At 73.1% G+C, this 21,457-nt stretch carries 22 protein-coding genes; 13 read left to right on the top strand and 9 right to left on the bottom strand.

The annotated features are described in order from the left end of the window. Both RGQ06_RS08865 and acs read right to left on the bottom strand, forming a co-directional pair. Positions 1–657, bottom strand: a complete 657-nt coding sequence (locus RGQ06_RS08865; protein ID WP_432426928.1) for a CHRD domain-containing protein — start codon at positions 655–657, stop codon at positions 1–3. 71 nt (positions 658–728) lie between these two features. Beyond that, positions 729–2,693 (bottom strand): acetate--CoA ligase, encoded by a 1,965-nt coding sequence (acs, locus tag RGQ06_RS08860; protein WP_432426929.1) that lies wholly within the window; start codon positions 2,691–2,693, stop codon positions 729–731. 88 nt (positions 2,694–2,781) lie between these two features. On the opposite strand from acs, the gene RGQ06_RS08855 reads away from it, so the two are divergent. The 9 genes from RGQ06_RS08855 to RGQ06_RS08815 all read left to right on the top strand — a co-directional run bounded on the left by RGQ06_RS08855 (position 2,782) and on the right by RGQ06_RS08815 (position 11,606). Next, entirely contained in the window at positions 2,782–3,438 is a 657-nt protein-coding gene (locus RGQ06_RS08855; protein WP_432426930.1) for a nitroreductase family protein, read from the top strand. A 76-nt stretch (positions 3,439–3,514) separates the two neighbouring features. Further along, positions 3,515–4,306, top strand: coding sequence for a c-type cytochrome (locus tag RGQ06_RS08850; protein ID WP_432426931.1), 792 nt, complete (start codon positions 3,515–3,517; stop codon positions 4,304–4,306). Beyond that, a complete protein-coding gene (locus RGQ06_RS08845; protein WP_432426932.1) occupies positions 4,303–5,142 on the top strand; it encodes a ubiquinol-cytochrome c reductase iron-sulfur subunit in 840 nt (279 codons plus the stop codon). The genes RGQ06_RS08850 and RGQ06_RS08845 overlap by 4 nt, the downstream gene beginning before the upstream one ends. Continuing rightward, positions 5,139–6,422 carry a cytochrome bc1 complex cytochrome b subunit gene (gene qcrB / locus RGQ06_RS08840; RefSeq protein ID WP_432426933.1) on the top strand — a complete coding sequence of 428 codons (1,284 nt, stop codon included), beginning with the start codon at positions 5,139–5,141 and terminating at the stop codon, positions 6,420–6,422. The genes RGQ06_RS08845 and qcrB overlap by 4 nt, the downstream gene beginning before the upstream one ends. Next, the gene (gene coxB / locus RGQ06_RS08835; protein WP_432426934.1) at positions 6,419–7,426 is read left to right on the top strand and encodes a cytochrome c oxidase subunit II; all 1,008 of its coding nucleotides are present in this window, start codon (positions 6,419–6,421) and stop codon (positions 7,424–7,426) included. Before qcrB ends, coxB begins: the two co-directional genes overlap by 4 nt. Continuing rightward, complete coding sequence (gene ctaD / locus RGQ06_RS08830) at positions 7,423–9,939, top strand: cytochrome c oxidase subunit I (protein WP_432426935.1); 2,517 nt, start codon at positions 7,423–7,425, stop codon at positions 9,937–9,939. The genes coxB and ctaD overlap by 4 nt, the downstream gene beginning before the upstream one ends. A 1-nt stretch (position 9,940) precedes the next feature. Beyond that, a complete protein-coding gene (locus RGQ06_RS08825) occupies positions 9,941–10,318 on the top strand; it encodes a hypothetical protein (RefSeq protein WP_432426936.1) in 378 nt (125 codons plus the stop codon). Then, positions 10,309–10,692 (top strand): c-type cytochrome, encoded by a 384-nt coding sequence (locus RGQ06_RS08820; RefSeq protein ID WP_432426937.1) that lies wholly within the window; start codon positions 10,309–10,311, stop codon positions 10,690–10,692. The genes RGQ06_RS08825 and RGQ06_RS08820 overlap by 10 nt, the downstream gene beginning before the upstream one ends. Then, positions 10,689–11,606 (top strand): cytochrome c oxidase assembly protein, encoded by a 918-nt coding sequence (locus tag RGQ06_RS08815; protein ID WP_432426938.1) that lies wholly within the window; start codon positions 10,689–10,691, stop codon positions 11,604–11,606. The genes RGQ06_RS08820 and RGQ06_RS08815 overlap by 4 nt, the downstream gene beginning before the upstream one ends. Here the strand turns inward: RGQ06_RS08815 and RGQ06_RS08810 are convergent. After that, complete coding sequence (locus RGQ06_RS08810; protein ID WP_432426939.1) at positions 11,554–11,931, bottom strand: MmcQ/YjbR family DNA-binding protein; 378 nt, start codon at positions 11,929–11,931, stop codon at positions 11,554–11,556. The genes RGQ06_RS08815 and RGQ06_RS08810 overlap by 53 nt on opposite strands. A gap of 78 nt (positions 11,932–12,009) precedes the next feature. Here RGQ06_RS08810 and RGQ06_RS08805 point away from each other — a divergent pair, with 78 nt between their 5' ends. From RGQ06_RS08805 to RGQ06_RS08795, 3 genes are read left to right on the top strand one after another with little or no spacing between them, the layout of a single operon-like run. Next, positions 12,010–12,798: a helix-turn-helix domain-containing protein gene (locus tag RGQ06_RS08805; protein ID WP_432426940.1), complete on the top strand. Its 789-nt coding sequence runs from the start codon at positions 12,010–12,012 to the stop codon at positions 12,796–12,798. Beyond that, complete coding sequence (locus tag RGQ06_RS08800; RefSeq protein ID WP_432426941.1) at positions 12,798–13,436, top strand: sterol desaturase family protein; 639 nt, start codon at positions 12,798–12,800, stop codon at positions 13,434–13,436. The genes RGQ06_RS08805 and RGQ06_RS08800 overlap by 1 nt, the downstream gene beginning before the upstream one ends. A 15-nt stretch (positions 13,437–13,451) precedes the next feature. After that, positions 13,452–14,075 (top strand): sulfotransferase family protein, encoded by a 624-nt coding sequence (locus RGQ06_RS08795; RefSeq protein ID WP_432426942.1) that lies wholly within the window; start codon positions 13,452–13,454, stop codon positions 14,073–14,075. On the opposite strand, the gene RGQ06_RS08790 is transcribed toward RGQ06_RS08795, so the two are convergent. The 3 genes from RGQ06_RS08790 to RGQ06_RS08780 all read right to left on the bottom strand — a co-directional run bounded on the left by RGQ06_RS08790 (position 14,076) and on the right by RGQ06_RS08780 (position 17,450). Further along, complete coding sequence (locus RGQ06_RS08790) at positions 14,076–15,317, bottom strand: acyl-CoA dehydrogenase family protein (RefSeq protein ID WP_432426943.1); 1,242 nt, start codon at positions 15,315–15,317, stop codon at positions 14,076–14,078. Positions 15,318–15,398: 81 nt separating this feature from the next. Then, entirely contained in the window at positions 15,399–16,301 is a 903-nt protein-coding gene (locus RGQ06_RS08785; protein WP_432426944.1) for an alpha/beta fold hydrolase, read from the bottom strand. Between the two features lie 18 nt (positions 16,302–16,319). Next, positions 16,320–17,450 carry an NAD(P)H-dependent flavin oxidoreductase gene (locus RGQ06_RS08780; protein WP_432426945.1) on the bottom strand — a complete coding sequence of 377 codons (1,131 nt, stop codon included), beginning with the start codon at positions 17,448–17,450 and terminating at the stop codon, positions 16,320–16,322. A 62-nt stretch (positions 17,451–17,512) separates the two neighbouring features. Between RGQ06_RS08780 and RGQ06_RS08775 the strand changes: the two genes are divergently transcribed. Continuing rightward, positions 17,513–17,848, top strand: a complete 336-nt coding sequence (locus RGQ06_RS08775) for a glyoxalase superfamily protein (RefSeq protein ID WP_432426946.1) — start codon at positions 17,513–17,515, stop codon at positions 17,846–17,848. Here the strand turns inward: RGQ06_RS08775 and RGQ06_RS08770 are convergent. From RGQ06_RS08770 to RGQ06_RS08760, 3 genes are all read right to left on the bottom strand, one after another. Further along, on the bottom strand, positions 17,845–19,443 hold the full coding sequence (locus RGQ06_RS08770; protein WP_432426947.1) for an ABC transporter permease: 1,599 nt from the start codon (positions 19,441–19,443) through the stop codon (positions 17,845–17,847). The two genes, RGQ06_RS08775 and RGQ06_RS08770, sit on opposite strands and share 4 nt — an antisense overlap. Beyond that, positions 19,440–20,375, bottom strand: coding sequence for an ABC transporter ATP-binding protein (locus RGQ06_RS08765; protein WP_432426948.1), 936 nt, complete (start codon positions 20,373–20,375; stop codon positions 19,440–19,442). The genes RGQ06_RS08770 and RGQ06_RS08765 overlap by 4 nt, the downstream gene beginning before the upstream one ends. Before the next feature lie 75 nt (positions 20,376–20,450). Further along, complete coding sequence (locus RGQ06_RS08760) at positions 20,451–21,371, bottom strand: SAM-dependent methyltransferase (RefSeq protein WP_432426949.1); 921 nt, start codon at positions 21,369–21,371, stop codon at positions 20,451–20,453. Positions 21,372–21,457 lie beyond the last annotated feature (86 nt).

Here is a 21,457-nt window from a genome sequence, read left to right as displayed (position 1 = left end):
TCAGTCCAGCGTCCGGTCGAAGATCGAGATCACGCCGAGCTGGCCGCGGATCGCACCGTCGGGGAACGACGCCGTGTGGACGTCCACGTAGGCCAGCTCGGGCGCCGCAGCCAGGTCGTCGATGACGTCGTCGTCCACGCCGGTGCAGACATCGGTCCAGGTGGTGCCGCCGCCGTCGCTGGTCGAGGGCGGGCCGAGGTCGACGAGCACCGGGCCCTCCTCCCCCTCGGGGCCGCCGTGCAGGTGGGCCTCGGTGACCGCGGCGTCCAGGCCGGAGGCCACCAGATCCACGCACAGGGTGCCGTCGACGAGCTCGGCCTCGAAGCGGCCGGTGGCGGCGGTGTCACCGGGGCCGGGCACCGGGCCGCGGCCGTCGAGGTCGCTGGCGAGCACGGCGTCGCCGAGGCCATCGCCTCCGTCGGCGCCGTCCGGGGCGTCCCCGGCCGGGGCATCCATGGGCACCGTCGTGTCGGGGGCCGTCTCGCTCGGCGCGCCCTCGGCGGGCTCGTCGGCCTCGGCCTCCGGCGGCGCGGTCGTGTCGGTGATCGACGCATCGTCGACGACCGTCGTGGTCGCACGGTCCGCAGCGTCGTCGTCGTCGCCGCCGCACGCGACGAGGACGACGAGCGGGACGAGCAAGGCCAGCGATCGGCGCATCCGCGGGAGGCTACCGGCGGTCCCGGCCGGCCCGACCGGGGGCGAGCGCGGTGCTCGCCCGGGGCGGCCGCCTACTCGTCGCCGCCGCCCTGGGCCCGGGTCTTGATCTCGTCGACGACGCCCGCGTCGGCGAGCGTGGTGGTGTCGCCCAGGTCCCGGCCCTCGGCCACGTCTCGCAGCAGGCGCCGCATGATCTTGCCGGAGCGGGTCTTGGGCAGCTCGGGCACCAGCACGACGGTCCTGGGCTTGGCGATGGGCCCGATCTCCTGGGCGACGTGCTGGCGCAGCACCTCGCCGAGGTCGTCGGTGACCTCGACGTCGCCGCGCACGATGACGTAGGCGATGGGGATCTGCCCGGTGGTGGGGTCGGTGGCGCCCACGACCGCGGCCTCGGCCACCGACGGGTGGGAGACCAGTGCGGATTCGATCTCGGTGGTGGACAGCCGGTGGCCGGAGACGTTCATCACGTCGTCGACCCGGCCGAGCACCCACAGGTAGCCGTCCGGATCGATCTTGGCGCCGTCGCCGGCGAAGTACCGGCCCTCGAACCGGGACCAGTAGGTGTCGACGTAGCGCTGCTCGTCGCCCCAGATGCCCCGCAGCATCGACGGCCACGGCTCGGTGATCGTGAGGTAGCCGCCGCCCTCGGCGACGGGGTTGCCCTCGTCGTCGACCAGCTCGGCCGAGATGCCCGGCAGCGCGTGGGTGGCCGTGCCCGGTCGGGTGGTGGTGACGCCGGGCAGCGGGGCGATCATCATCCCGCCGGTCTCGGTCTGCCACCAGGTGTCCACGATCGGGCAGCGCTCGGCCCCGATGACCTCGTGGTACCAGATCCAGGCCTCCGGGTTGATCGGCTCGCCGACGGTGCCGAGCACCCGCAGCGACGAGAGGTCGTGGCGGTCGACCTCCTGGCGGCCCCACTTCATGAAGGTCCGGATCGCCGTGGGTGCCGTGTAGAACTTCGTGACCCCGTAGCGCTCGACCATGTCCCACAGGCGGTCGTTGCCCGGGTGGTTCGGCACCCCCTCGTACATGACGCTGGTGACGCCGTTGGTGAGGGGGCCGTAGACGATGTAGCTGTGGCCGGTGACCCAGCCGATGTCGGCGGCGCACCAGTACACGTCGGTGTCGGGGTGGATGTCGAAGACGTACTTGTGGGTGAAGGCCACCTGGGTGAGGTAGCCCCCGGTGGTGTGCATGATGCCCTTGGGCATGCCGGTGGTGCCCGAGGTGTAGAGCAGGTACAGCAGGTCCTCGCTGTCCATCGCCTCGGCCGGGCAGTCGGTGCTGGCGTCGGCCATGAGGTCGTGCCACCAGTGGTCCCGGCCCTCGGTCATCTCCGGGTCGGTGCCGCAGCGGTCGACCACCACGACGTGCTCGATGCTCGAGGTGTCGGCCAGGGCGACGTCGGCCGCCGGCTTGAGCGTGGACGGCTCGCCGCGGCGATAGCCGGCGTCGGCGGTGATGAGGACCTTGGCCTCGGCGTCGTTGATGCGGTCGGCCAGGGCGTTGGAGGAGAACCCGCCGAACACCACCGAGTGCGGGGCACCGATGCGGGCGCAGGCCAGCATGGCGATGGGCAGCTCGGGGATCATCGGCATGTACAGGCACACCCGATCGCCCTTGGCCACGCCGAGGTCCTTGAGGACGTTGGCGAACCGGGAGACCTCGTCGAGCAGCTCGGCGTAGGTGAACGTGCGGGTGTCGCCCGGCTCGCCCTCCCAGTGGTACGCCACCTTGTCGCCGTTGCCGGCCTGGACGTGGCGGTCGAGGCAGTTCTCCGACACGTTGAGCGAGCCGCCGACGAACCACTTGGCGTGCGGCAGCTCCCACTCGAGCACGGTGTCGAAGTCGGTGCGCCAGGTGAGCAGCTCCCGGGCCTGGCGGGCCCAGAACGCCTCGCGGTCGGCGTCGGCCTCCTCGTACAGGGAGCGATCGCTGACGAGGGCCTGGGCCTGGAAGTCAGCGGGCGGCGGGAAGGTGCGGGTCTCGCCCCCCAGTGCCTCGATGGCGGCCCCGGATTGGCTGTCGGACATGGCGCAGGATCCCCCTGGAGTGCGTGCGTCGGCGGTGAGGCGACCATAGTGCGAGCGGTCAGGGCCTGCGGTCGGTCAGGCTGGCGCCATGACCTCCGACGCTGACCGCTTCGACCTCGACCAGGTCGACCGCCTCCTCACCACCACCAAGCAGGTCCGCAAGCGCATGGACCTGGAGCGACCCGTCCCCCGGGAGCTGCTGCTCGAGTGCATCGACATCGCCCAGCACGCCCCGATGGGCGGCAACCTCGAGCGCAACCGGTGGCTGGTGGTCGACGACCCCGAGCTCAAGGCGCAGATCGCGCCGCTCTACCAGCAGGTGGGCCGGCCGTACCTGGCCGCCAACGCCGCCGGCGAGGTCGACGAGGGCCAGCAGCGGGTCCTGGACTCGGCCACCTACCTGGTCGACCACATCGCCGAGGTGCCCGCCATGGTCATCGCCCTGCGCCTCGACCGCTTGCCCGAGGGGGCGAGCAACGCCGAGATCGCCGGCTACCACGGCTCGGTGGCGCCGGGGGTGTGGAGCTTCCAGCTCGCTGCCCGCGCCCGGGGGCTCGGGTCGGCGTGGACGACCTTCCACCTCTTCCACGAGCAGGAGGTGGCCGAGATGCTCGGCATCCCCGAGACCGTCACGCAGGTCGCCCTGCTGCCGGTGGGCTACTACAAGGGCAGCGGGTTCACACCGGCGAGCCGCCGTCCCGCGGGCGAGATCACCTACTTCAACCGCTGGAAGGAAACCGCCTGATCGGTCACCGGCCCGGTCTGCGCCAACGGGCTCCGGGGTACGGTCGACCACCACCGGCCGACCAGCGGGTGATGCGATGCAGGTGGAAGCGAGCCAGGCGAGGACGTGGACGAGGCTCGTCGCGGTCGGCGCCGTCGCCGTCGGGTTCGCCATCGCCGGTCTGCGCGCCCCCAGCGCCTCCGCTCGGGGTGACGCCGAGCCGACCGCCGCCCCCGGGGAACGGGGAGCCGCCCTCTACGGCCGCGACTGCGTGTTCTGCCACGGTGCCGAAGGCCAGGGTTCGCCTCGTGGCGTGCCGATCACCGACGCCGGTGAGGCCACCACCCACTACGCGCTCGTGACCGGACGCATGCCCCTCGACGACCCGGACGCGGTGCCGCAGCGCGGGCCGACGCAGTACTCGGACGAGGACATCGCCGCCATCACCGCCCACGTCGCCGGCTTCGGGGACGGGCCGACCCTGCCCGACGTCGGTTGGCGGGACGCCGATGCGGCCGAGGGCGGCCGGCTGTACCGGCTGCACTGCGGCGCGTGCCACGGCGCCACCGCCGTCGGCGCCGCCCTCGCGTACGACCGCCGATCACCACCGCTGTTCGACGCCGAGCCCTCCGTCGTGGCCGCCGCCGTCGTGAGCGGGCCGGGCGCGATGCCCGCCTTCGGGCCCGACGGCTTCACCGACGAGGAGCTGGGTGCGATCGTCGCCTACGTGCAGCGGTTGCAGTCGCCGGTGGACCGTGGTGGGTGGCCGATCTTCCGGACCGGGCGACCCGACGAGGCGCTGATCGCGCTCGGGGTCGCCCTGCCGGTCCTGCTCGTGCTGGCCGGCTGGATCGCCCGCCGGCCACCGAGATCGGAAGACGGGGCGTGAAGCCCACCGACGTGCTCCCTCTGCGACCGTGGGCGGTCGCCCGTCTGGCGGTGCTGCTGGCGGGCGGCGCAGGAGCGCTCGTCACCGGCGTCACCTTGCTCTTCACCCGCGACGACCACGGTCCGGCCGGCGCGGCCCTCGGCATCGGGGCGCTGGCGCTGGGGGCGGCCTTCGCGACGGTCGCCAAGCACCTGCTCGGTCCACCCGACGACGAGGAGGAGCGGCACGCCCCTGGCTCACCCGCGTGCCAGGGCTGCGATCCGGAGACGCGACCGCAGACGCGGCGACGTCTGGTGGTCGGCGGCTCGGCGGTCGCGGTCCTCGGCGCCGTCGGCGGTGGCGCGCTCCTTCGGGGTCGCACCGATGCCCGCCGGGAGCTCCGGGAGACGTCGTGGCGGCGCGGCGACGCAGTCGTCACCGACGACGGCCGACCGGTGCAGGCCGGCGACCTCGCGCCGGGCTCGTTCCTCACCGTCTTCCCCGACCACGCCATCGGCGCGGCCGACTCCCAGGCCGTGCTGCTGCGCGTCGACACCCGCCGCCTCGGGAACCGTCCGCGCTTCGAGGAGCTGGCGCCCGACGGCCACGTCGCCTACTCCAAGCTGTGCACGCACATGGGGTGCCCGGTCGGCCTGTTCCAGCAGGACCCCGACGTGCTCGTGTGCCCGTGCCACCAAGCGGTCTTCGACGTGCTCGATGGTGCCCGGCCCGTGCAGGGCCCCGCTGATCGGCCGCTGCCACAGCTGCCTCTCGTGATCGACGACGACGGCACGCTCCGGGCCGGGGGTGGCTTCACCGGCCCGGTCGGTCCCGGCTGGTGGGGGCGGCCGCGGTGAGCGGCACCGACCTCCGGACCCGGGCGGAGCGCAAGGTCGCCGGGGTGCTCCGCAAGGTCTTCCCCGACCACTGGTCGTTCCTGCTCGGCGAGATCGCCCTCTACAGCTTCCTCGTGCTGGTCGGCACCGGGCTGTTCCTCACGTTGCACTTCGACCGCGGGCCCGGGGAGGTGGTGTACGACGGCGCCTACGAGCAGCTCCGTGGCATCGAGATGAGCCCGGCCTACGCGTCGACGCTCGAGCTCTCCTTCGAGGTGCGGGGCGGGTTGCTGGCCCGCCAGGTCCACCACTGGGCTGCGCTCGTGTTCACCGCCGCCATCGCCGTGCACGCCGCCCGGATCTTCTTCACGGGCGCGTTCCGGCGGCCGCGGCGCCTCAACTGGTGCGTCGGCGTCTCGCTGCTGATGCTCGCCCTGGCGAACGGCTTCATGGGGCTGTCGCTCCCCGACGACCTCCTGTCCGGCACCGGGGTCCGGATCGCCTACACCTTCGCCCAGTCGGTGCCGGTCATCGGCCCCGACCTCGCGTACCTCGTGTTCGCCGGTGAGTTCCCGGCGGAGGAGATGATCTCCCAGCTGTACTGGGCGCACGTGCTCGTGATCCCCGTGGCGATCGCCGGCCTCCTGGGGTTCCACCTCTTCCAGGTGTTCTCCCGGACCCACACGCAGTTCCCCGGGGGCGAGCGGCGCGAGGGCAACGTCGTGGGCGACCGGATGTGGCCCGCCTACCTCGTGAAGACGACGGCGCTGCTCCTCGTCGTCGCCGGGGTGCTGACGCTCCTCGGCGCACTCGTGCAGGTCAACCCGGTGTGGCTCTACGGGCCCTTCGACCCGGCGGCGGCCACCGTCCCCGCCCAGCCGGACTGGTACCTCCAGTGGGTCGAGGGTGCGCTCCGCATCTTCCCCCCCGTCGGCTTCGAGGTCTTCGGCCGGGAGGTCCCCTCGCCCTTCGTCGCCGGCGTCGCCTTCCCGCTGGCCTGGTTCGCCCTGCTGCTCGCGTGGCCGTTCCTCGAGGAGCGGGTGACGGGCGACCGGGACCACCACCACCTGCTCGACCGGCCCCGGGACCGGCCCGTGCGCACTGCCATCGGCGCCGCCGGGATCTCGCTGCTCGGGCTCCTCGTCGCCGCCGCCAGCCACGACACGCAGGCCATGCTGCTCGACACGGGGGTGGGCTCCGTCACGTGGGGCTACCGGGTGGCGCTGCTGACGCTCCCGGCCGTCGTCGCGGCCGTCACGTGGCAGGTCTGCCACGCCCTCCAGCGGCGGTCGGCGCCGTGAGCCCCCGGCGCGGCGCAGCCCTGCTCGCGGCGGGCGCCGTCCTCGCCGCCTGCGGCGGAGACCCGAGCGCGCTGGACCCGGCCGGACGGGGAGCCCGGGAGATCGCCGTCCTGTGGTGGATCATGCTCGGCCTCGGGACGGCGGTCTTCGCGCTCGTGCTCGTGGTCCTCTGGCGCAGTCGGCGACGTGCGCCTGCCGGCGACAGGTCCTCGGCACCCCTGACCGCCGACGACGCGTCGGAGCGGGCCGGTCACCGCTGGATGCTGCTCGGCGGCGTCCTCCTCCCCGTGGTGGTCGTCCTCCCCCTGTCCCTGCTGACGCTCGTCATCGGCGACCGGCTGTGGTCGCGCGGCGGCGAGGACGTGCTCCACGTCGAGCTGGTCGGCCACCAGTTCTGGTGGGAGGTGCGGTACCCCGACACCGGGGCGGTGACGGCGAACGAGATCCACATCCCCGTCGACCGGGAGGTGCGGATCTCCATGACCAGCGAGGACGTCATCCACTCCTTCTGGGTGCCGAACCTGCACGGCAAGGTCGACCTGATCCCGGGTGAGGACACCCACATCGTGATCGACGCCGACGAGCCCGGTCGCTACGAGGGGCTGTGCGCGGAGTTCTGCGGCATCCAGCACGCCCACATGAAGCTGCTCGTGGTGGCCCACGACGCCGAGGAGTTCGAGGCGTGGTCGGAGCGCGAGGCAGCCGAGGCCGGGACGCCGAGCACCAGCGCCGAACGCGACGGGGCCGAGGCCTTCGCGACCCTCGGCTGCGCGAGCTGCCACACCGTGCGCGGCACCAGCGCCGTCGGCGATGTCGGCCCCGACCTCACCCACATCGCCAGCCGCTTGACCCTTGGTGCGAACACCATCCCCAACAACCGGGGCAACCTCGGCGGCTGGATCGCCGACCCACAGCGGATCAAGCCCGGAAACCGGATGCCGCCCACCGTCCTCGACGCCGAGCAGCACCGGGCGCTCGTCGCGTACCTGGAGTCCCTCGAGTGACCGCCGCCGACGTCGACACCGGCAGGGCGCAGCCGGCCGAGCGCCTCACGAGCGCGTGGCAGGCGCCTCCCGGGCTTCCCGGGTGGCTGATGGCGGTGAACCACAAGCAGATCGGCCGGCGGTTCGTCTTCACCGCCCTCGGGTTCCTGCTCGTGGGCGGGCTCCAGTCGATGTTCATGCGCTGGCAGCTGGGCGGCCCCGAGCAGGACGTGCTCAGCCCCGACGCGTACAACGCCCTGTTCACGATGCACGGCACGACGATGATGTTCCTCTTCGCCGTGCCGATCCTCGAGGGCCTCGGCATGTACCTGGTCCCGCTGATGGTCGGGGCCCGAGACCTGCCGTTCCCGAGGCTCAACGCGTTCGGCTACTGGCTGTACGTGTTCGGTGGGTTCATCCTCTACTGGAGCTTCGTCACCGGTTCGGTGCCGGACGGGGGCTGGTTCGCCTACACGCCGCTCGCCGGGCCCGAGTACTCACCCGGCAGCAACCTGGACTTCTGGCTCCTCGGGGTCACGTTGGTCGAGATCTCGGGGATCCTCGGCGCGCTGGAGCTGGTCATCGTGATCCTGCGGCACCGCGCACCCGGCATGGCCCTGCACCGCATGCCGCTGTTCGCCTGGAGCCAGCTGGTGATGTCGGCGATGATCCTGTTCGCGTTCCCGGCCGTGGTGGTCGCCTCGCTGCTGCTCGAGGTGGAGCGCAAGACCGGAGCGCCGTTCTACGACCCGGACGGGGGCGGGAACCCCTTGCTGTGGCAGCACCTGTTCTGGATCTTCGGGCACCCCGAGGTCTACATCATGCTCCTGCCGGCGACCGGCGTGATCTCGGCGATCGTCCCGGTGTTCTCCCGGCGGCCGATCATCGGGTACGCCGCCATCGTGATCTCCCAGGTCGCCATCGCCGTCCTCAGCTTCGGTCTCTGGGTGCACCACATGTTCACCACGGGCCTGCCACCCCTGGTCCTCGCGTTCTTCGCCGTGTCGAGCGCGCTCATCGCCATCCCGAGCGGCGTGCAGGTCTTCGCGTGGCTCGCCACCCTCCGGTTCGGACGCCCCCGCTGGGAGACGCCGCTGCTGTTCATCGCCGGCTTCATCGTCATCTTCACCCTCGGTGGCATCACCGGCGTGATGGTCGCCGCCTTCCCCTTCGACGCCCAGGTCCACGATTCGTACTTCGTGGTCGCCCACTTCCACTACGTGCTCATCGGAGGCGTGGTCTTCCCCCTGTTCGCCGGCCTGCACCACTGGTGGCCGAAGCTGGTGGGACGCCAGCCGAGCGAGTCCCTGGGCAAGGTCGCGTTCTGGACGATGTTCGTCGGCTTCAACGTGGCGTTCTTCCCCCAGCACATCCTCGGCCTCCGGGGCATGCCCCGGCGCTTCTACACCTACCCCGACGAGTACGGGTGGGGTGCGCTGAACCTGCTGTCCACGCTGGGAGCGTTCGCCTTCGCCGCCGGGGTGCTCGTCTTCGTCACCAACCTCGTGCGCACGGCACGGTCCGGGCCGGAGGCGGTCGACGACCCGTGGGGCGGCGACACCCTCGAGTGGGCGACGTCGTCGCCGCCGCCGCCCTACAACTTCGCCGTCCCCCCCGTGGTGACATCGGCCCAACCGCTGTGGAACCCGGCGCCGGCGGGCGCCGACCCGACGGCCGAGGCCGTGCTGGCCCGGCTGGCCGACCCGCCGGCCGGGGTCCGCGAGCAGCCGATCACCACCGCCGTCGACGGCCGCTTCCGCGGCGTTGCGCTCCTTCCCGGGCCGTCGTACTGGCCCCTCGTGACCGCGCTCGCCATGGCCGTCGCGATGGTGGGCGTGCTGGTCGACAACGTCCCGCTCGTGGTCGTCGGCGCATCCGGGACCCTTGCCGCCATCGTCGGTTGGGTGCGCCCGGAGGCCGGAACGGTGGGCATGCGGCGCCACGAGCTCGGCGACGTCCTCGATGGTCGGCGCTCCACCGGCGTGTGGGGTGCCGCGGCGGGTGCCGCCGTGCTCGCCGTACTCCTCGCCTACTTCTGCTACGCCCACCTCTACCTCGCGGTCAGCGTGGAGACGTGGCCGCCGGAAGGGACACCGCCGCTGCCCGCCCTGCGCCCCGCCGTCCTGGTCGGCATCATCTGCCTGGCTGCGGCCGCGTCCGTGCGAGCGGGTCGGCCTCGCCACCGCGGCGCCGATCGCCTGCCGGGTGCGGGCCTGCTGGGCCTCGGGGCCGGGGTCGGGGTGCTGGCGCTCGCCGGTGGCGCGTCGATGCTCGCCGATCTCGGGCTGTCCGGCACCGAACGCGCCCACGACGCGAGCCTGCTCGTGCTCCACGCCTTCGTCGGTGTCATCGCACTGGCCGGCGTGGGCATCAACGCGTTCGCCGCCTACCAGGCGGCCCGCCTCGGGGACCACCCGTGGGTGTCGGCGGCCGCGGCGATCTCGGCGACGTGGTGGACGGTCATCGCGCTCTCGTGGGCCGCCGTGGCCGGCGTCGTCTACGGCTGGCCTCAGCTGCTCGGGAGCGGGGGCTGACGTGGCCGGCACCGAGGCGCGCACCCGCACGGCGTTCGCCGGCAGCCGGCCGCACTCCCCGCCCGAGGCGGTGCGTGCCCTGCTCCTCGCGAGCGTCGGGCCCGCGCTGTGGTTCGGCCACCTCAACGCCAGCTACCTGCTCGTGCCGCCTTCCTGCGAGTGGCGCCACGGCTGGGCGTTCGTCGTGGTCACCGCCGTCGCCCTCGCCGGCATCAGCGGCGCCGGCCGGCGATCTTGGGCGTTGTGGGACCCGCGATCGCACGACGGACCGACCGTGGTCCGGTTCCTCGGCATGGCCGGCGTGGTGCTCGCCGGGTTGTTCGCGCTGACCACGCTGCTCGTCGGGGCATCGGCGCTGGTGGTGCACCCGTGCCACTGAGGCGCCGTGCCATCGGTCCCGCCGTCGCTGCGGCGATCCTCCTCGTCGCAGGGTGCCGGGACGATCCCACCCCCAGACCCCCGGGGGCCGACGTGGGCGATCCGGCCGCCGGGGCCGACGCGATCGAGGCCTACGGCTGCGGGGCGTGCCACCGCATCCCCGGCATCCGGCGCGCCGACTCGCTGGTGGCCCCCCCGCTCGAGGGCTGGGGTCACCGGACCTTCATCGCCGGCACGCTGGCCAACGACCTCGAGAACCTCGTCCGCTGGATCCGGGATCCCGACTCGGTCGAGCCCGGCACCGCGATGCCCGATCTCGGGGTCACCGATGCCGACGCCCGGGACATCGCCGCCTACCTCCTGTCCCTGCGATGAACGCGGTCGGCGCCGCTGCGGTGCTCGCCCACGGCGCCGTGGCCCGGGACGAGCTGCGGACGTCCTGGGGCGGCGACCCGCTGGCGCTCCTGGCCGTGGGCGCCCTCGTGCTCGCGTACGCCGCGGGTGCGCGGGCTGCCGGCAGCCGGGCACCGCTCGCCGCGCTCGTCCGCCGGCGCGCCGGCTTCGGTGCCGTCGCCGTGCTGGTGCTGCTGGTTTCGCTCGCCTCGCCGCTCGACGCGGCCGCCAGCACGGTGTTCTCCGCCCACATGGTCCAGCACCTCCTTCTCACGGCGGTGGCTGCGCCCCTGCTGGTGCTCGCCGCACCCGTGGCCACGATCCGGCGCGTGCTGCCGTTGCGCAGGGCCGATCAGGTGCTGGTACCGGCGGCCCGCTTGGTGGCGCGCATCCCCTGGTGGCCCCTCGCGGCGACATCGGTCGGTCTCGGCGTGCTCTCCGTGTGGCACGTCCCTGCCCTGTACGAGGCCGCGCTGCGCTCCGATCTCGTCCACGGGCTCGAGCACGCCACCCTGCTCGGCGGCGCAACCCTGCTCTGGTCTGCCGTGCTCGGCGCGGCCCGCCGACGCCAGATGCTGTGGTCCGCTGCGTCGCTGGGGCTCAGCGCCCTGCACGGCAGCGCCCTCGGTGCCCTCCTCGCCCTCTCGACCCGACCCTGGTACGGGTCCCACGCCGAGGGCGCCGAGGGCTGGGGCATCGACCCGCTCGCCGACCAGCAGGTGGCCGGGGCGATCATGTGGGTGCCCACGGCCGCCGTGCACCTCGGCGTGCTCGCGCTCCTGCTGCACCGCTGGTTCCGCTCGGCCGGCGAGCGGACACCGTCGCCGACCGCCGCGCGTGCGCCTACCGGCCCGCGAGCTCGTCCAACCGGCGCAGCAGCGTCCGAGGGGCCTTGAGCCGGTAGCTCTGCTCGAGCACGTCGAGGAGCAGGTCCTCGTCGACCTCGTCCAGCTTCACCAGCATGGCGCCGTGGCCGTGGTGGTGGGCCTGGTCGAACAGGGCGCCGTCGGAGGTCTGGATCCAGGCCCGCTTCTCGGCCGCGTCCACGAACACGACCAGGACCTCGCCGTCGACGTCGGGGCCCTTGCGCTCGCGCTCGTCGTCGCCCCAGAGGCGGCAGAACGCCTTGCCGCGCACCTTGAGGGCGGGCGTGCCGTACGACGTCAACACCTCCACGTCGGGCAGCTCGGTCCCGATGCGGATCACGTCGTCGAAGTCCACGCCGCCACACGGTACCCGGCTCCACGCCGGCCCGTCTCGGGGTTGACGCCGAGACTGAACGTCGTTCAGACTCTGAACGTGGTTCAGCTCTCGGCCGTCCCCGACCCCCACGCCGCGCCGGCGGCGCCGGTCGGCGCGCGCGAGCGCAACCGGCTGGCCCGGCACCGCGCCTACCTGCGGGCCGCGCTGTCCCTCGTGTTCGCCGAGGGCCTCGACGCCCTCACCATGCAGCGCCTGGCCCAGGAGGTCGGCGCCGCCGTCGGCAGCGTCTACACGTACTTCCCGTCCAAGGGCGCGCTGGTGGCCGAGGTGCAGCGGGAGGCCATCGAGCGCCTGGCCACGTCGGCCGCGCTGCTCGGCGCCGACGTCGACCGCGCCCTCGACGGCGCCGACGACGATGCGGCCCGCCTGGCCCCGGTCGTGGCCTTCGGCCGGTTCTGGCTCACCGCGGCACAGGCGTACCCCGAGGAGATGCAGCTGCTGCTCCTGCTGCTCTCCGACGTCACCGAGTCCGTCCCGCCGGAGGAGGCCGGCCGCGTCGTGCCGGCCGCCATGCGCCTGCTCGGCCTGGCCGAGGCCCGCCTGGCCGCAGCCGCCCGGACCGGTGCGCTCGGGGACACAGAGCCCGCCGATCGCCGCACCATCGCCCTCGCCGCCGCCCTCACCGGCTGCGTGCAGCTGCGGGTGGTGCAGCGCTGGGACGACGACCTCCTCGACCCGACCGCCACCGGACGCCACGTCCTCGACGCGCTGCTGCGCGGCTGGGGTGCGGCGCCCGGACCCCTCGACACCGCCCACCACGTCGTGGACGGCCTCGAAGCTGCCGCCCCCCTCGCCCGCCCCATCCCCGAAGGGACCGATCCCTGATGCCCTCCCCCGACTCCCCCGTCCTCCTCGCCCTCGGCCTGCCGGCCGGGATCGTGCTGTGGAGCTTCATGGAGTACGTGCTGCACCGCTTCGCGTTCCACGAGGCCCGGGGCAGCAACTACGGCTCCCGGGAGCACCTCCGCCACCACGGCTCCGAGGACACCGTGCTCGAGAGCTGGTACCTCTCCTGGACCGGCGTGCTGCTCGTGTCCCTCGGCCTCATCCCGTTCCTCGGCCGCCTGGCCGGCACCGCCGACCTCGGCTGGGGCGTCGGGATCGGCTACCTGGTGGCCTACGGCTTCTACGACCTCGTCCACTGGCGGGCGCACCGCCGCCCGTACGCCAACCGCTACGAGCACATGGTGCGCAAGCACCACTTCACCCACCACTTCCACGCGCCGTTGAAGAACCACGGGGTCACGACCCCGTTCTGGGACCACGTCTTCGGCACCTACGTCGAGGTCGACGTGGTGCGCGTCCCGCGCCGCATGGCGATGCGGTGGATGGTCGACGAGCACGGCGAGGTGCTCCCCGAGTACCGCGCCACCTACGAGGTGCGCGGCACCCGTCCCCTCGACGACGACCAGCGCGAGCAGGACCGGGAGCTCGCGTTCGCCAACCAGGCACCGACGCTCTAGGCCAAACTGGGCGCCATGGCGCTGCGGGTGGTGGGAAGCGGTCTCGGCCGCACCGGGACGAGGTCGCTCAAGGACGCGCTCGAGCTGCTGCTCGGCGAGCCCTGCTACCACATGATGGAGTGCTTCCCCCGGCCCGAGCACCCGGCCCGCTGGACCGCGGCGATCCAGGGGGAGCGCACCGACTGGGACGACCTCTTCGACGGCTTCGCCGCCACGGTGGACTGGCCGTCGGCCGCGTGCTGGAAGGAGCTGGCCGAGGCCTACCCGGATGCGCTGGTCCTGCACTCCGAGCGCCCGGCCGACGAGTGGTTCCGCTCCGCCGACCAGACCATCCTCGAGACGTTCAAGAAGCCCCGGGACGAGTGGCCCACCCCCGGCGTCGACGACTGGTGGGACATGGCCGTCGCCATGTTCGAGGACTTCACCCCCGACTTCCTCGCCCGGGACGCCCTCATGGCCGCGGTGGAGGCGTGGAACGCCGACGTGCGGACCAGCGCCCCGGCCGATCGGCTGCTCGTCTGGAAGACGGGCGACGGGTGGGAGCCGATCTGCGCCGCGCTCGACCTGCCCGTCCCCGCCGAGCCCTTCCCGCACATCAACACGACCGAGCAGTTCCGGAAGGGCGCCGGCCTCGAGTGATCAGTCGCGCTGGGTGCCGACGCGGAGGTCCTTGAACGGGACGTCCTTGTCGACGCTCGGCTCGCGGGGCAGGCCGAGGACGCGGTCGCCGATGATGTTCTTCTGGATCTCGTTGGTGCCGCCGGCGATGCCGCTGCCCATGGAGCGGATGGCCTGGGTCGACCACCTGTGGCCACCCTCCTCGTCCCAGGCGATGCTGTCGGCGCCCACGACGCGCATCGACAGGTCGCGCGCGAGGTAGCTGACGAGCGTGCCCTGGAGCTTGCCGAGCGAGCCGGCCGGACCGGGCGTCTTGCCCGCCTTCAGCTCGGCCCGGGTCCGCAGGCTGTTCATGGACTTCACCGACTCCTGGATGTACAGGTCCATGAGGTCGTTGCGCAGGGCCGGGTCGCCGAGCACGCCCCGCTTCTCCGCCTCGAGGATGAGGGCGTCGGCGTTGGCGTGGGTGACGCCGTCGGTGCCGCCGCCGCCGATGGCCACGCGCTCGTACATGAGCATCGCCGTGGCCAGGCGCCAGCCGTTGTTGAGATCGCCGACCAGGTTCTCGGCCGGGATGCGGACGTCGGTGAAGAAGATCTCGTTGAAGTGCAGGCCGCCGTCGACCTGGTGGATGGGGCGGATCTCGACGCCCGGGGCGCGCATGTCGACGATGAACATCGAGATGCCGGCGTGCTTGGGCTGGTCCGGATCGGTGCGGGCGATGACGATCCCGAAGTCGCACAGGTGGGCGAGGGTGGTCCAGACCTTCTGGCCGTTGAGGATCCACTCCTCACCGTCGAGGACGGCCCGGCTCTGGAGGCTGGCGACGTCGGAGCCGGCGCCGGGCTCGGAGAACATCTGGCACCAGACGGTGCGGGCTGCGATGTTGTCGGCCAGGTAGCGCTGCTTCTGCTCCTCGGTGCCGTACTCGGCCAGCATCGGCAGGCACATGCCGTGGCTGATCGTGAGCTCGCTGGTCATGAACGGGTACTGCGCGTAGCACTCGCGCCAGATCTTGTCGTGCTCCTTGGTGAGCCCGGCGCCGCCGTACTCGGCGGGGTACGTGATGCCGGCGAGGCCGGCATCGGCCAGGGCCTGCTGGAAGGCCTGCGCGGCGCGGAGGCGCTTCTCGGCCCGGGGATCGGGGTCGCCGTCGAGGTGGATGCCGGTGGCGTGCTCATCGAGGAACTCGATGCAGCGCTGGCGGAAGGCGGCGGCCTCGTCCTGGCTCAGCGCACCGGGCGCAGTGGTGGTGACGGTCATCGACTTCCCCTCGACGTGCAGGCTGGCAACGGCGGTTGTCAGTCCAGCAGATGCGCTCCGGCCGGAGCCAGACGGCGAGGATCAGGCGCTGGCCAGCTCGGGCTCGGGGGTGCGCGCACCGGGAGCCGAGGCATCGACGCGCTCGGCGAAGGCCAGGAGGTGCTTGGTGGTTCGGCCGGGGACCTCGACCTGGGCCATGTGCCCGACCCCGGGCAGGGCCACGAACTCGAGGTCGGCGCAGTCCTGCTCGAACCGCTCGCGGCTGCTGATCAGCGTGAGCCGGTCGCGCGTGCCCCAGAGGGCCAGGACGGGGACGTCGATGGCGCACAGGTCCACCGGGTCCGCGTGGAAGTACTCGGCCGGCACGCGGGTGGCCAGGTCGTGCAGGGCACGTCGCCGGGCCGGGTCGTGCCACGACTTCGCCCAGGTCCGGACGAAGCCGGACGGCACGCGGTGCGGCATGCCGAAGCCGACGGCGCGCATGGCCGGCCCGGCCAGGGCGCGGCGCACCACGGCGGGGACCACGCCGTCGGGGGCCACGTTGAAGCGTGACTCCAGGATCCGGAACCAGCCCGGGTGGTCGAAGGCCGCCGGGGAGATGGCCGCCACGCCGTGCACCAGCTCGGGGTGGTGCTGGCCGAGGAGCAGGGCGTGGGCGCCGCCGAGCGAGTTGCCCACGACGACGATCGGGCGGCCGTCGTCGGTGGCTCGCGCTGCGGCGGCGGCGAAGGCGAGGAACTGCTCGATGAGGGACAGGTCGGGCCGGAGGTGGTCGGCGTGGCCGTGGGAGGGCTGGTCCACCGCCAGCGAGCCGTGACCGGCAGCAGCGAGGCGCTTCTGGACCCGCTGCCAGCAGTCGGCGCTGTCGGAGAACCCGTGCAGGAACAGGTAGCGGACCTTGTCGGGATCGCCAGGCGCTCGGACGGCCCGGGTCGGCACACCGCCGATGGTGACCTGGTCGGTGCGCAGCAGCTCGCTCGGCATCGGTCCTCTGTGCCCTGCTCAGTCCTGGAGCAGACCGTCGAGGCGCTCGACGGCGTCGATGAACTCCTCGACCATGTCGAGCACGACGCGGGCGGCGGGCTGGACCGTGTTCATGGAGCCCACGATCTGGCCGACGAAGTAGGTGGACAGGCGACGAGCGCCCTCGTCCTTCGCCGCGACCCGGGCGATGCGGCTCTGGGCCTCGGCCACCAGCAGCGACTGCAGCGGCATGCCGAGGGGCCCCGGCGAGGGCTCCGACTCCCACGCGTCGGTCCAGTCGGTGCGGATCATGCGGGCCGGCTTGCCGGTGAGCGAGCGGGACCGGACGGTGCCCGAGGACGGGGCAGCGAGGAACTTGTCCTTGATGACGTCGGAGGTCTCGGCCTCCTGGGTGGTGAGCCACACCGATCCGCACCACACGCCCTCGGCGCCGAGGGCGAGCGACGCGGCGATCTGGCGGCCCCGCCCGATGCCGCCGGCGGCCAGCACGGGCGCTTGGACGGCGTCGACGACCTCGGGGACCAGGACCATGGTGGCGACCTCGCCGGTGTGCCCACCTGCTTCGGTGCCCTGGGCGATGATCAGGTCGGCGCCGGCCTGGTCGTGGCGGATGGCGTGCTCGAGGGACCCGGCGAGGGCGGCCACGGGGACCTCGCCCTCGGCCTTGGCCCGCTCGATGAGCCAGGGCGGGGGCGGCCCGAGCGCCGAGGCCATGAGCGACACGCCCTTTGCGAAGGAGATGTCCACGAGGGGCGCCATCGACTTCGGATCGACGCGCATGCCGCCGTAGCTGCGGACCGCCTCGGCGTCGTCTTCGGGCAGCGGCGGGATGCCGTTCTGGGCGAGGAGGCCGTCGAGCCACTCGCGGTGCTCGGCGGGGATGAGGTCCCGCAGGCTCCCGACCTCGAGGCCGCCGTCGTCGGCGCCCACGAACTTCTGGGGGATCAGCAGGTCGACGCCGAAGGGCTTGCCCTTGGTCTCCGCGGCGATCCAGTCGAGGTCGATCTCGAGCTGCTTCGGGCTGTGGGCGACCGCGCCGAGGACGCCCATGCCCCCGGAGTTGGTGACGGCGGCGACGACGTCGCGGCAGTGGCTGAAGGCCAGGATCGGGAACTCGATGCCGAGGCGTTCGGTGACGGCGGTGCGCATGGCGCCACCGTAGGGGGCCGGCCCCGAGCCGGGTGTCGATCCCAGCCATTAGCGTGACCGCGGTGTCACAAGAGGTGATCCCGATCCTGCGCGTCACGTCCATCGACCAGTCGGTCGCGTGGTACGCCCAGCTCGGGTTCCACAAGGAGTGGGAGCACCGCCTCGAGCCCGACGAGCCGGGGTTCGCGTCCATCGCGCGCGGGCGGGGGCACATCTACCTCTCCGAGCACGACGACGACGCCAGCCCCGACACGCTCATCTACATCCGCCACAGCCAGCTCGACGACCTCGCCCGGCGTCTGGACCAGGAGCCCACCGAGGTGCCGTGGGGCCGCGAGCTCAAGGTCGAGGACCCCGACGGCAACCGCCTCCGGATCTCCGACCCGATCGACGATTAACCGACCTGGAGGTCCCGGGACCGGAACCGAGCCAGGCCGACCGCGGTGAGGGCCACGGCGATGACGGTGAGGACGAGCAGCGGCACGGCGCGCAGGTCCTCGGCGGGGAGCCCGGGCACGTGGTGCAACGGGGAGACCACCCGGGACCACGACGGCAGCCGGAGCAGCTCGCCGAACAGCTCGACGAGGACGACCACGCCGAGGCCGGCCCAGGCCACCAGGGAGAGGCGCAGCGATGCCCCGAACAGGGCGACGGCAACCCCGGCCAGCACCAGCACGGCCGGCACGGTGGCGAGGGCGGCGCCGGTGAGGCGCAGCACCTGGCTGGCGTCGCCGGACACGGCGGCGTAGGAGGCACCGACGCCCACGCCGCCGGCGGCGACCACCAGCACGGTGCCCACGGCAGCCACCAGCAGGTGGCTCCACGCCCAGCGCCACCGACCGACCGGGCCGGCGAGGATGGGCTCCACCCGGCCGGCGGCCTCCTCGGACCGGATCCGCAGCGCGGCGGAGATGGCGAAGCCGGCGGCGAGCACGGCCTGCATCGACACGGCGGTGGCGAAGAAGGAGTCGGTGACGTCGGCGCCGCCCATCTGGGCGAGGACGTCGGCGAAGGCCTCGTTGTCCTCGATCATCTCCTCGACGTCCTCACCGATGGAGCCGTAGACGCCGCCCATGAGGGCGAGCCCGGCCATCCACGCCACGATCGTTGCCCGCTGGAGCCGCACCGCGAGGCCGATGGGGCTGCGGGCCCACGTCCCGGCCCGGGCGGGGCCGGGCCGCTGGGGCAGGATCCCCGAGCCCAGGTCCCGGCGGGTCGCCAGCCAGAAGGCCGCCGCCACGGCGAGGAGGGTGGCGGCGAGGCAGAGGGCCACCGGCCACCACTGCTCGCCGGCGTAGGCCCGCACGCCCTGGGCCCAGCCGATCGGGGACAGCCAGCGCAGCACGTTGCCCGTGATGTCCCCGACGGCCCGGAGCACGAACGCGAGGCCGAGCACGGCCGTGGCCAGCCCGAGCGTGGCCCGGCTGCTGCCGGCGAGCTGGGCGAGGGCCGCGGTCAGGCCGGTGAACACCAGACCGCACCCGGCGAGGCCGGCGGCGTAGGCGAGCGTGCCCGTGGCGCCGTAGCCGAGGGCCACGAACGCGATCCCGCACAGGGCGGCGAACACGACGTTCGCCGCGGCGACCACGACGACGGCCGCCGCGGTGGGGGCGTGGCGCCCGACGATGCTCGAGCGGAGGACCTCGGTGCGTTCGGCGTCCTCCTCGGCCCGTGTGTGGCGGTTGACCAGGAAGATGCTCATCAGCGCGATGCCGATGCAGGCCCAGAGCTGGGTCTCGTTCACCAGGATCACGCCGAGGTTGGGGTTGTCGAACCCGTAGCCCGGCCCGGCGAAGGCGATGAGCGCAGGGTTGTCGCCGAAGAGGTCGACGTACTGCTGGATGTCGGCCTGCTCGGGGTACAGCGGCACGAGCGAGGCGCCGGAGCCGATGACGACCGCAGCCAGGCCCAGCACCCACACGGGGAGCCGGACGCGATCGCGCCGCAGGATCAGGCGGACGAGCCGCCAGAGGCCGGTGAGGGTCCGCATCACGGGCGGCCGTCGTCGGGAGCGGCGGTGCCGGCGACGCCGATGTCGGCCAGCTCGTCGCCGTAGTGGCGCAGGAACAGCTCCTCGAGCGTGGGCGGGTGGCTGGTGAGCGAGGTGACCCCGAGGGCGGCCAGCCGGCTGATCGCCTCGTCGAGGTGGTCGCTGTCGACGTCGAAGGACGCCCGGTGCCCGTCGACGACGAGGTCGTGCACGCCGGCCAGGTCGCCGAGCGCCTCGGGTGACTCCCGGACCTCGGCGGTGACCGTCGTGCGCGTGAGGTGGCGGAGCTCGTCGAGCGTGCCGGTCTGCACCGTGGCCCCCTGCCGGATGATGGTCACCCGGTCGCACAGCTTCTCCACCTCGGCCAGGATGTGGCTCGACAGCAGCACCGTCCGACCCTCGGCGCGGGCGTCGAGGATGCAGTCCTGGAAGACCGCCTCCATCAGGGGGTCGAGGCCGGAGGTCGGTTCGTCGAGGACCAGCAGCTCGGCGTCGGATGCGAGCGCGGCCACGAGCGCCACCTTCTGGCGGTTGCCCTTGGAGTAGGTGCGGGCCTTCTTGCGCGGGTCCAGGTCGAAGCGGTCGACCAGGGCGGCGCGACGGGTGCCGTCCAGCCCGCCGCGCAGGCCGCCGAGCACGTCGATGATCTCGCCGCCCGTGAGGTTGGGCCACAGGTTGGTGTCGCCGGGGACGTAGGCGAGGCGCCGGTGGAGGGCGACAGCGTCGCGCCACGGGTCGCCGCCGAGCAGGGTGACCTCACCGGCGTCGGCCCGCAGCAGGCCGAGGACGATGCGCATGGTGACGGTCTTGCCGGCGCCGTTGGGGCCGAGGAACCCGTGGACCTCCCCCGGGGCGACCTCGAGGTCCAGGCCGTCGAGGGCGCGGGTCGAACCGAAGGACTTCACGAGCGATGAGCAGCGGATCACCGGGGCCACGCGCCGGACGGTACCCGAGCCGGTCGGCGGGGTCAGCGGGCTTCCGTCACCCCGTTCCGCAGCCGCTGCCAGAAGTCAGGGGCGCCACTCCCCCACCCAGAAGGCACCGAGGCCGGCGGGGTCGGTGAGTGCCTCTGCCTCCCGCACCCGGCTGCGCATCCGCATGGCGGTGAGGTCGGGGGCGGCGGCGTGGGCCTGCCAGTGGGCGATGCCCTCGGCGACGAGCTCGTCGATGCCGTGCTCGGCCAGCCACGTGGCCTGCTCGGTGCTGCGATCCGGCGTCGGCAGCTGGTCCCACGGGACGACGACGGTGACGTCGCGGGTGCCGGGCTGGACGAAGGGGTCGGGGATCAGCTCGTGGCCGGCGAAGGCCCGGACCCAGTCGGTCCACGGCCGCGCCGCGAGCGCCGCGGTGGTGTCGGCGTAGTCGAAGCACACGAGGCGGCCGTGGGGCCGCAGGCGCCTGCGGGCATCGATGACCCAGGCGGCGGCCGCCGTGGCCACCGGCACGCGGGGCCCTCCGGTGTCGGGCCGGGTGGTGCCGTCAGGGTGGACCTCGACCGGCACCCAGCCGTCGTCGGTCCGCTCGAGCAGGTCGAAGGCGAGGTTGTCGAGCAGCTCGTTGGCAACGATCACGTCGGCGGCCTCGGGCAGCCGGTCCGTCGAGGCCACACCGTCGGGGTGGAGCTCGCGCTGCGCGGCGGTGCGCTCGACGCAGACGAGCCGGAGCGCACCCGCGCACGCCGGCGCGGCGGCCAGGATCGCCCGGGCCAGGGTCCCGGGACCGGCGCCGGCGTCGACCACGACCCACTCGTCGGGTCGGCCGGCGTCGTCCCACCAGCGGTCGAGGGCTCGGGCGAGCACGGCACCGAACAGCGGGCCGACCTCGGGGCTGGTGACGAAGGACGCACCGCGCCGGCCGGCCCGGCCGCCGTGCTCGTAGAAGCCATCGGGCCCGTAGAGCGCCCGCTCGACGAAGGCGTAGACGGACTCCATCAGGCAGGCGCGATCGACTCAGGCACGGATCGGTACCGGTAGCGAAGCGCCAGCGGAGCGACCGAGTTGGTGCAAGTGGCCTCCGT

The sequence above is a fragment of the Salinilacustrithrix flava genome, assembly GCF_041228405.1.
Classification (GTDB): Bacteria; Actinomycetota; Acidimicrobiia; order Acidimicrobiales; family Salinilacustritrichaceae; genus Salinilacustrithrix; species Salinilacustrithrix flava.
The sequence above is the reverse complement of the archived record's forward strand: the minus strand, read 5'-3'. Positions and strand labels throughout refer to the sequence as shown.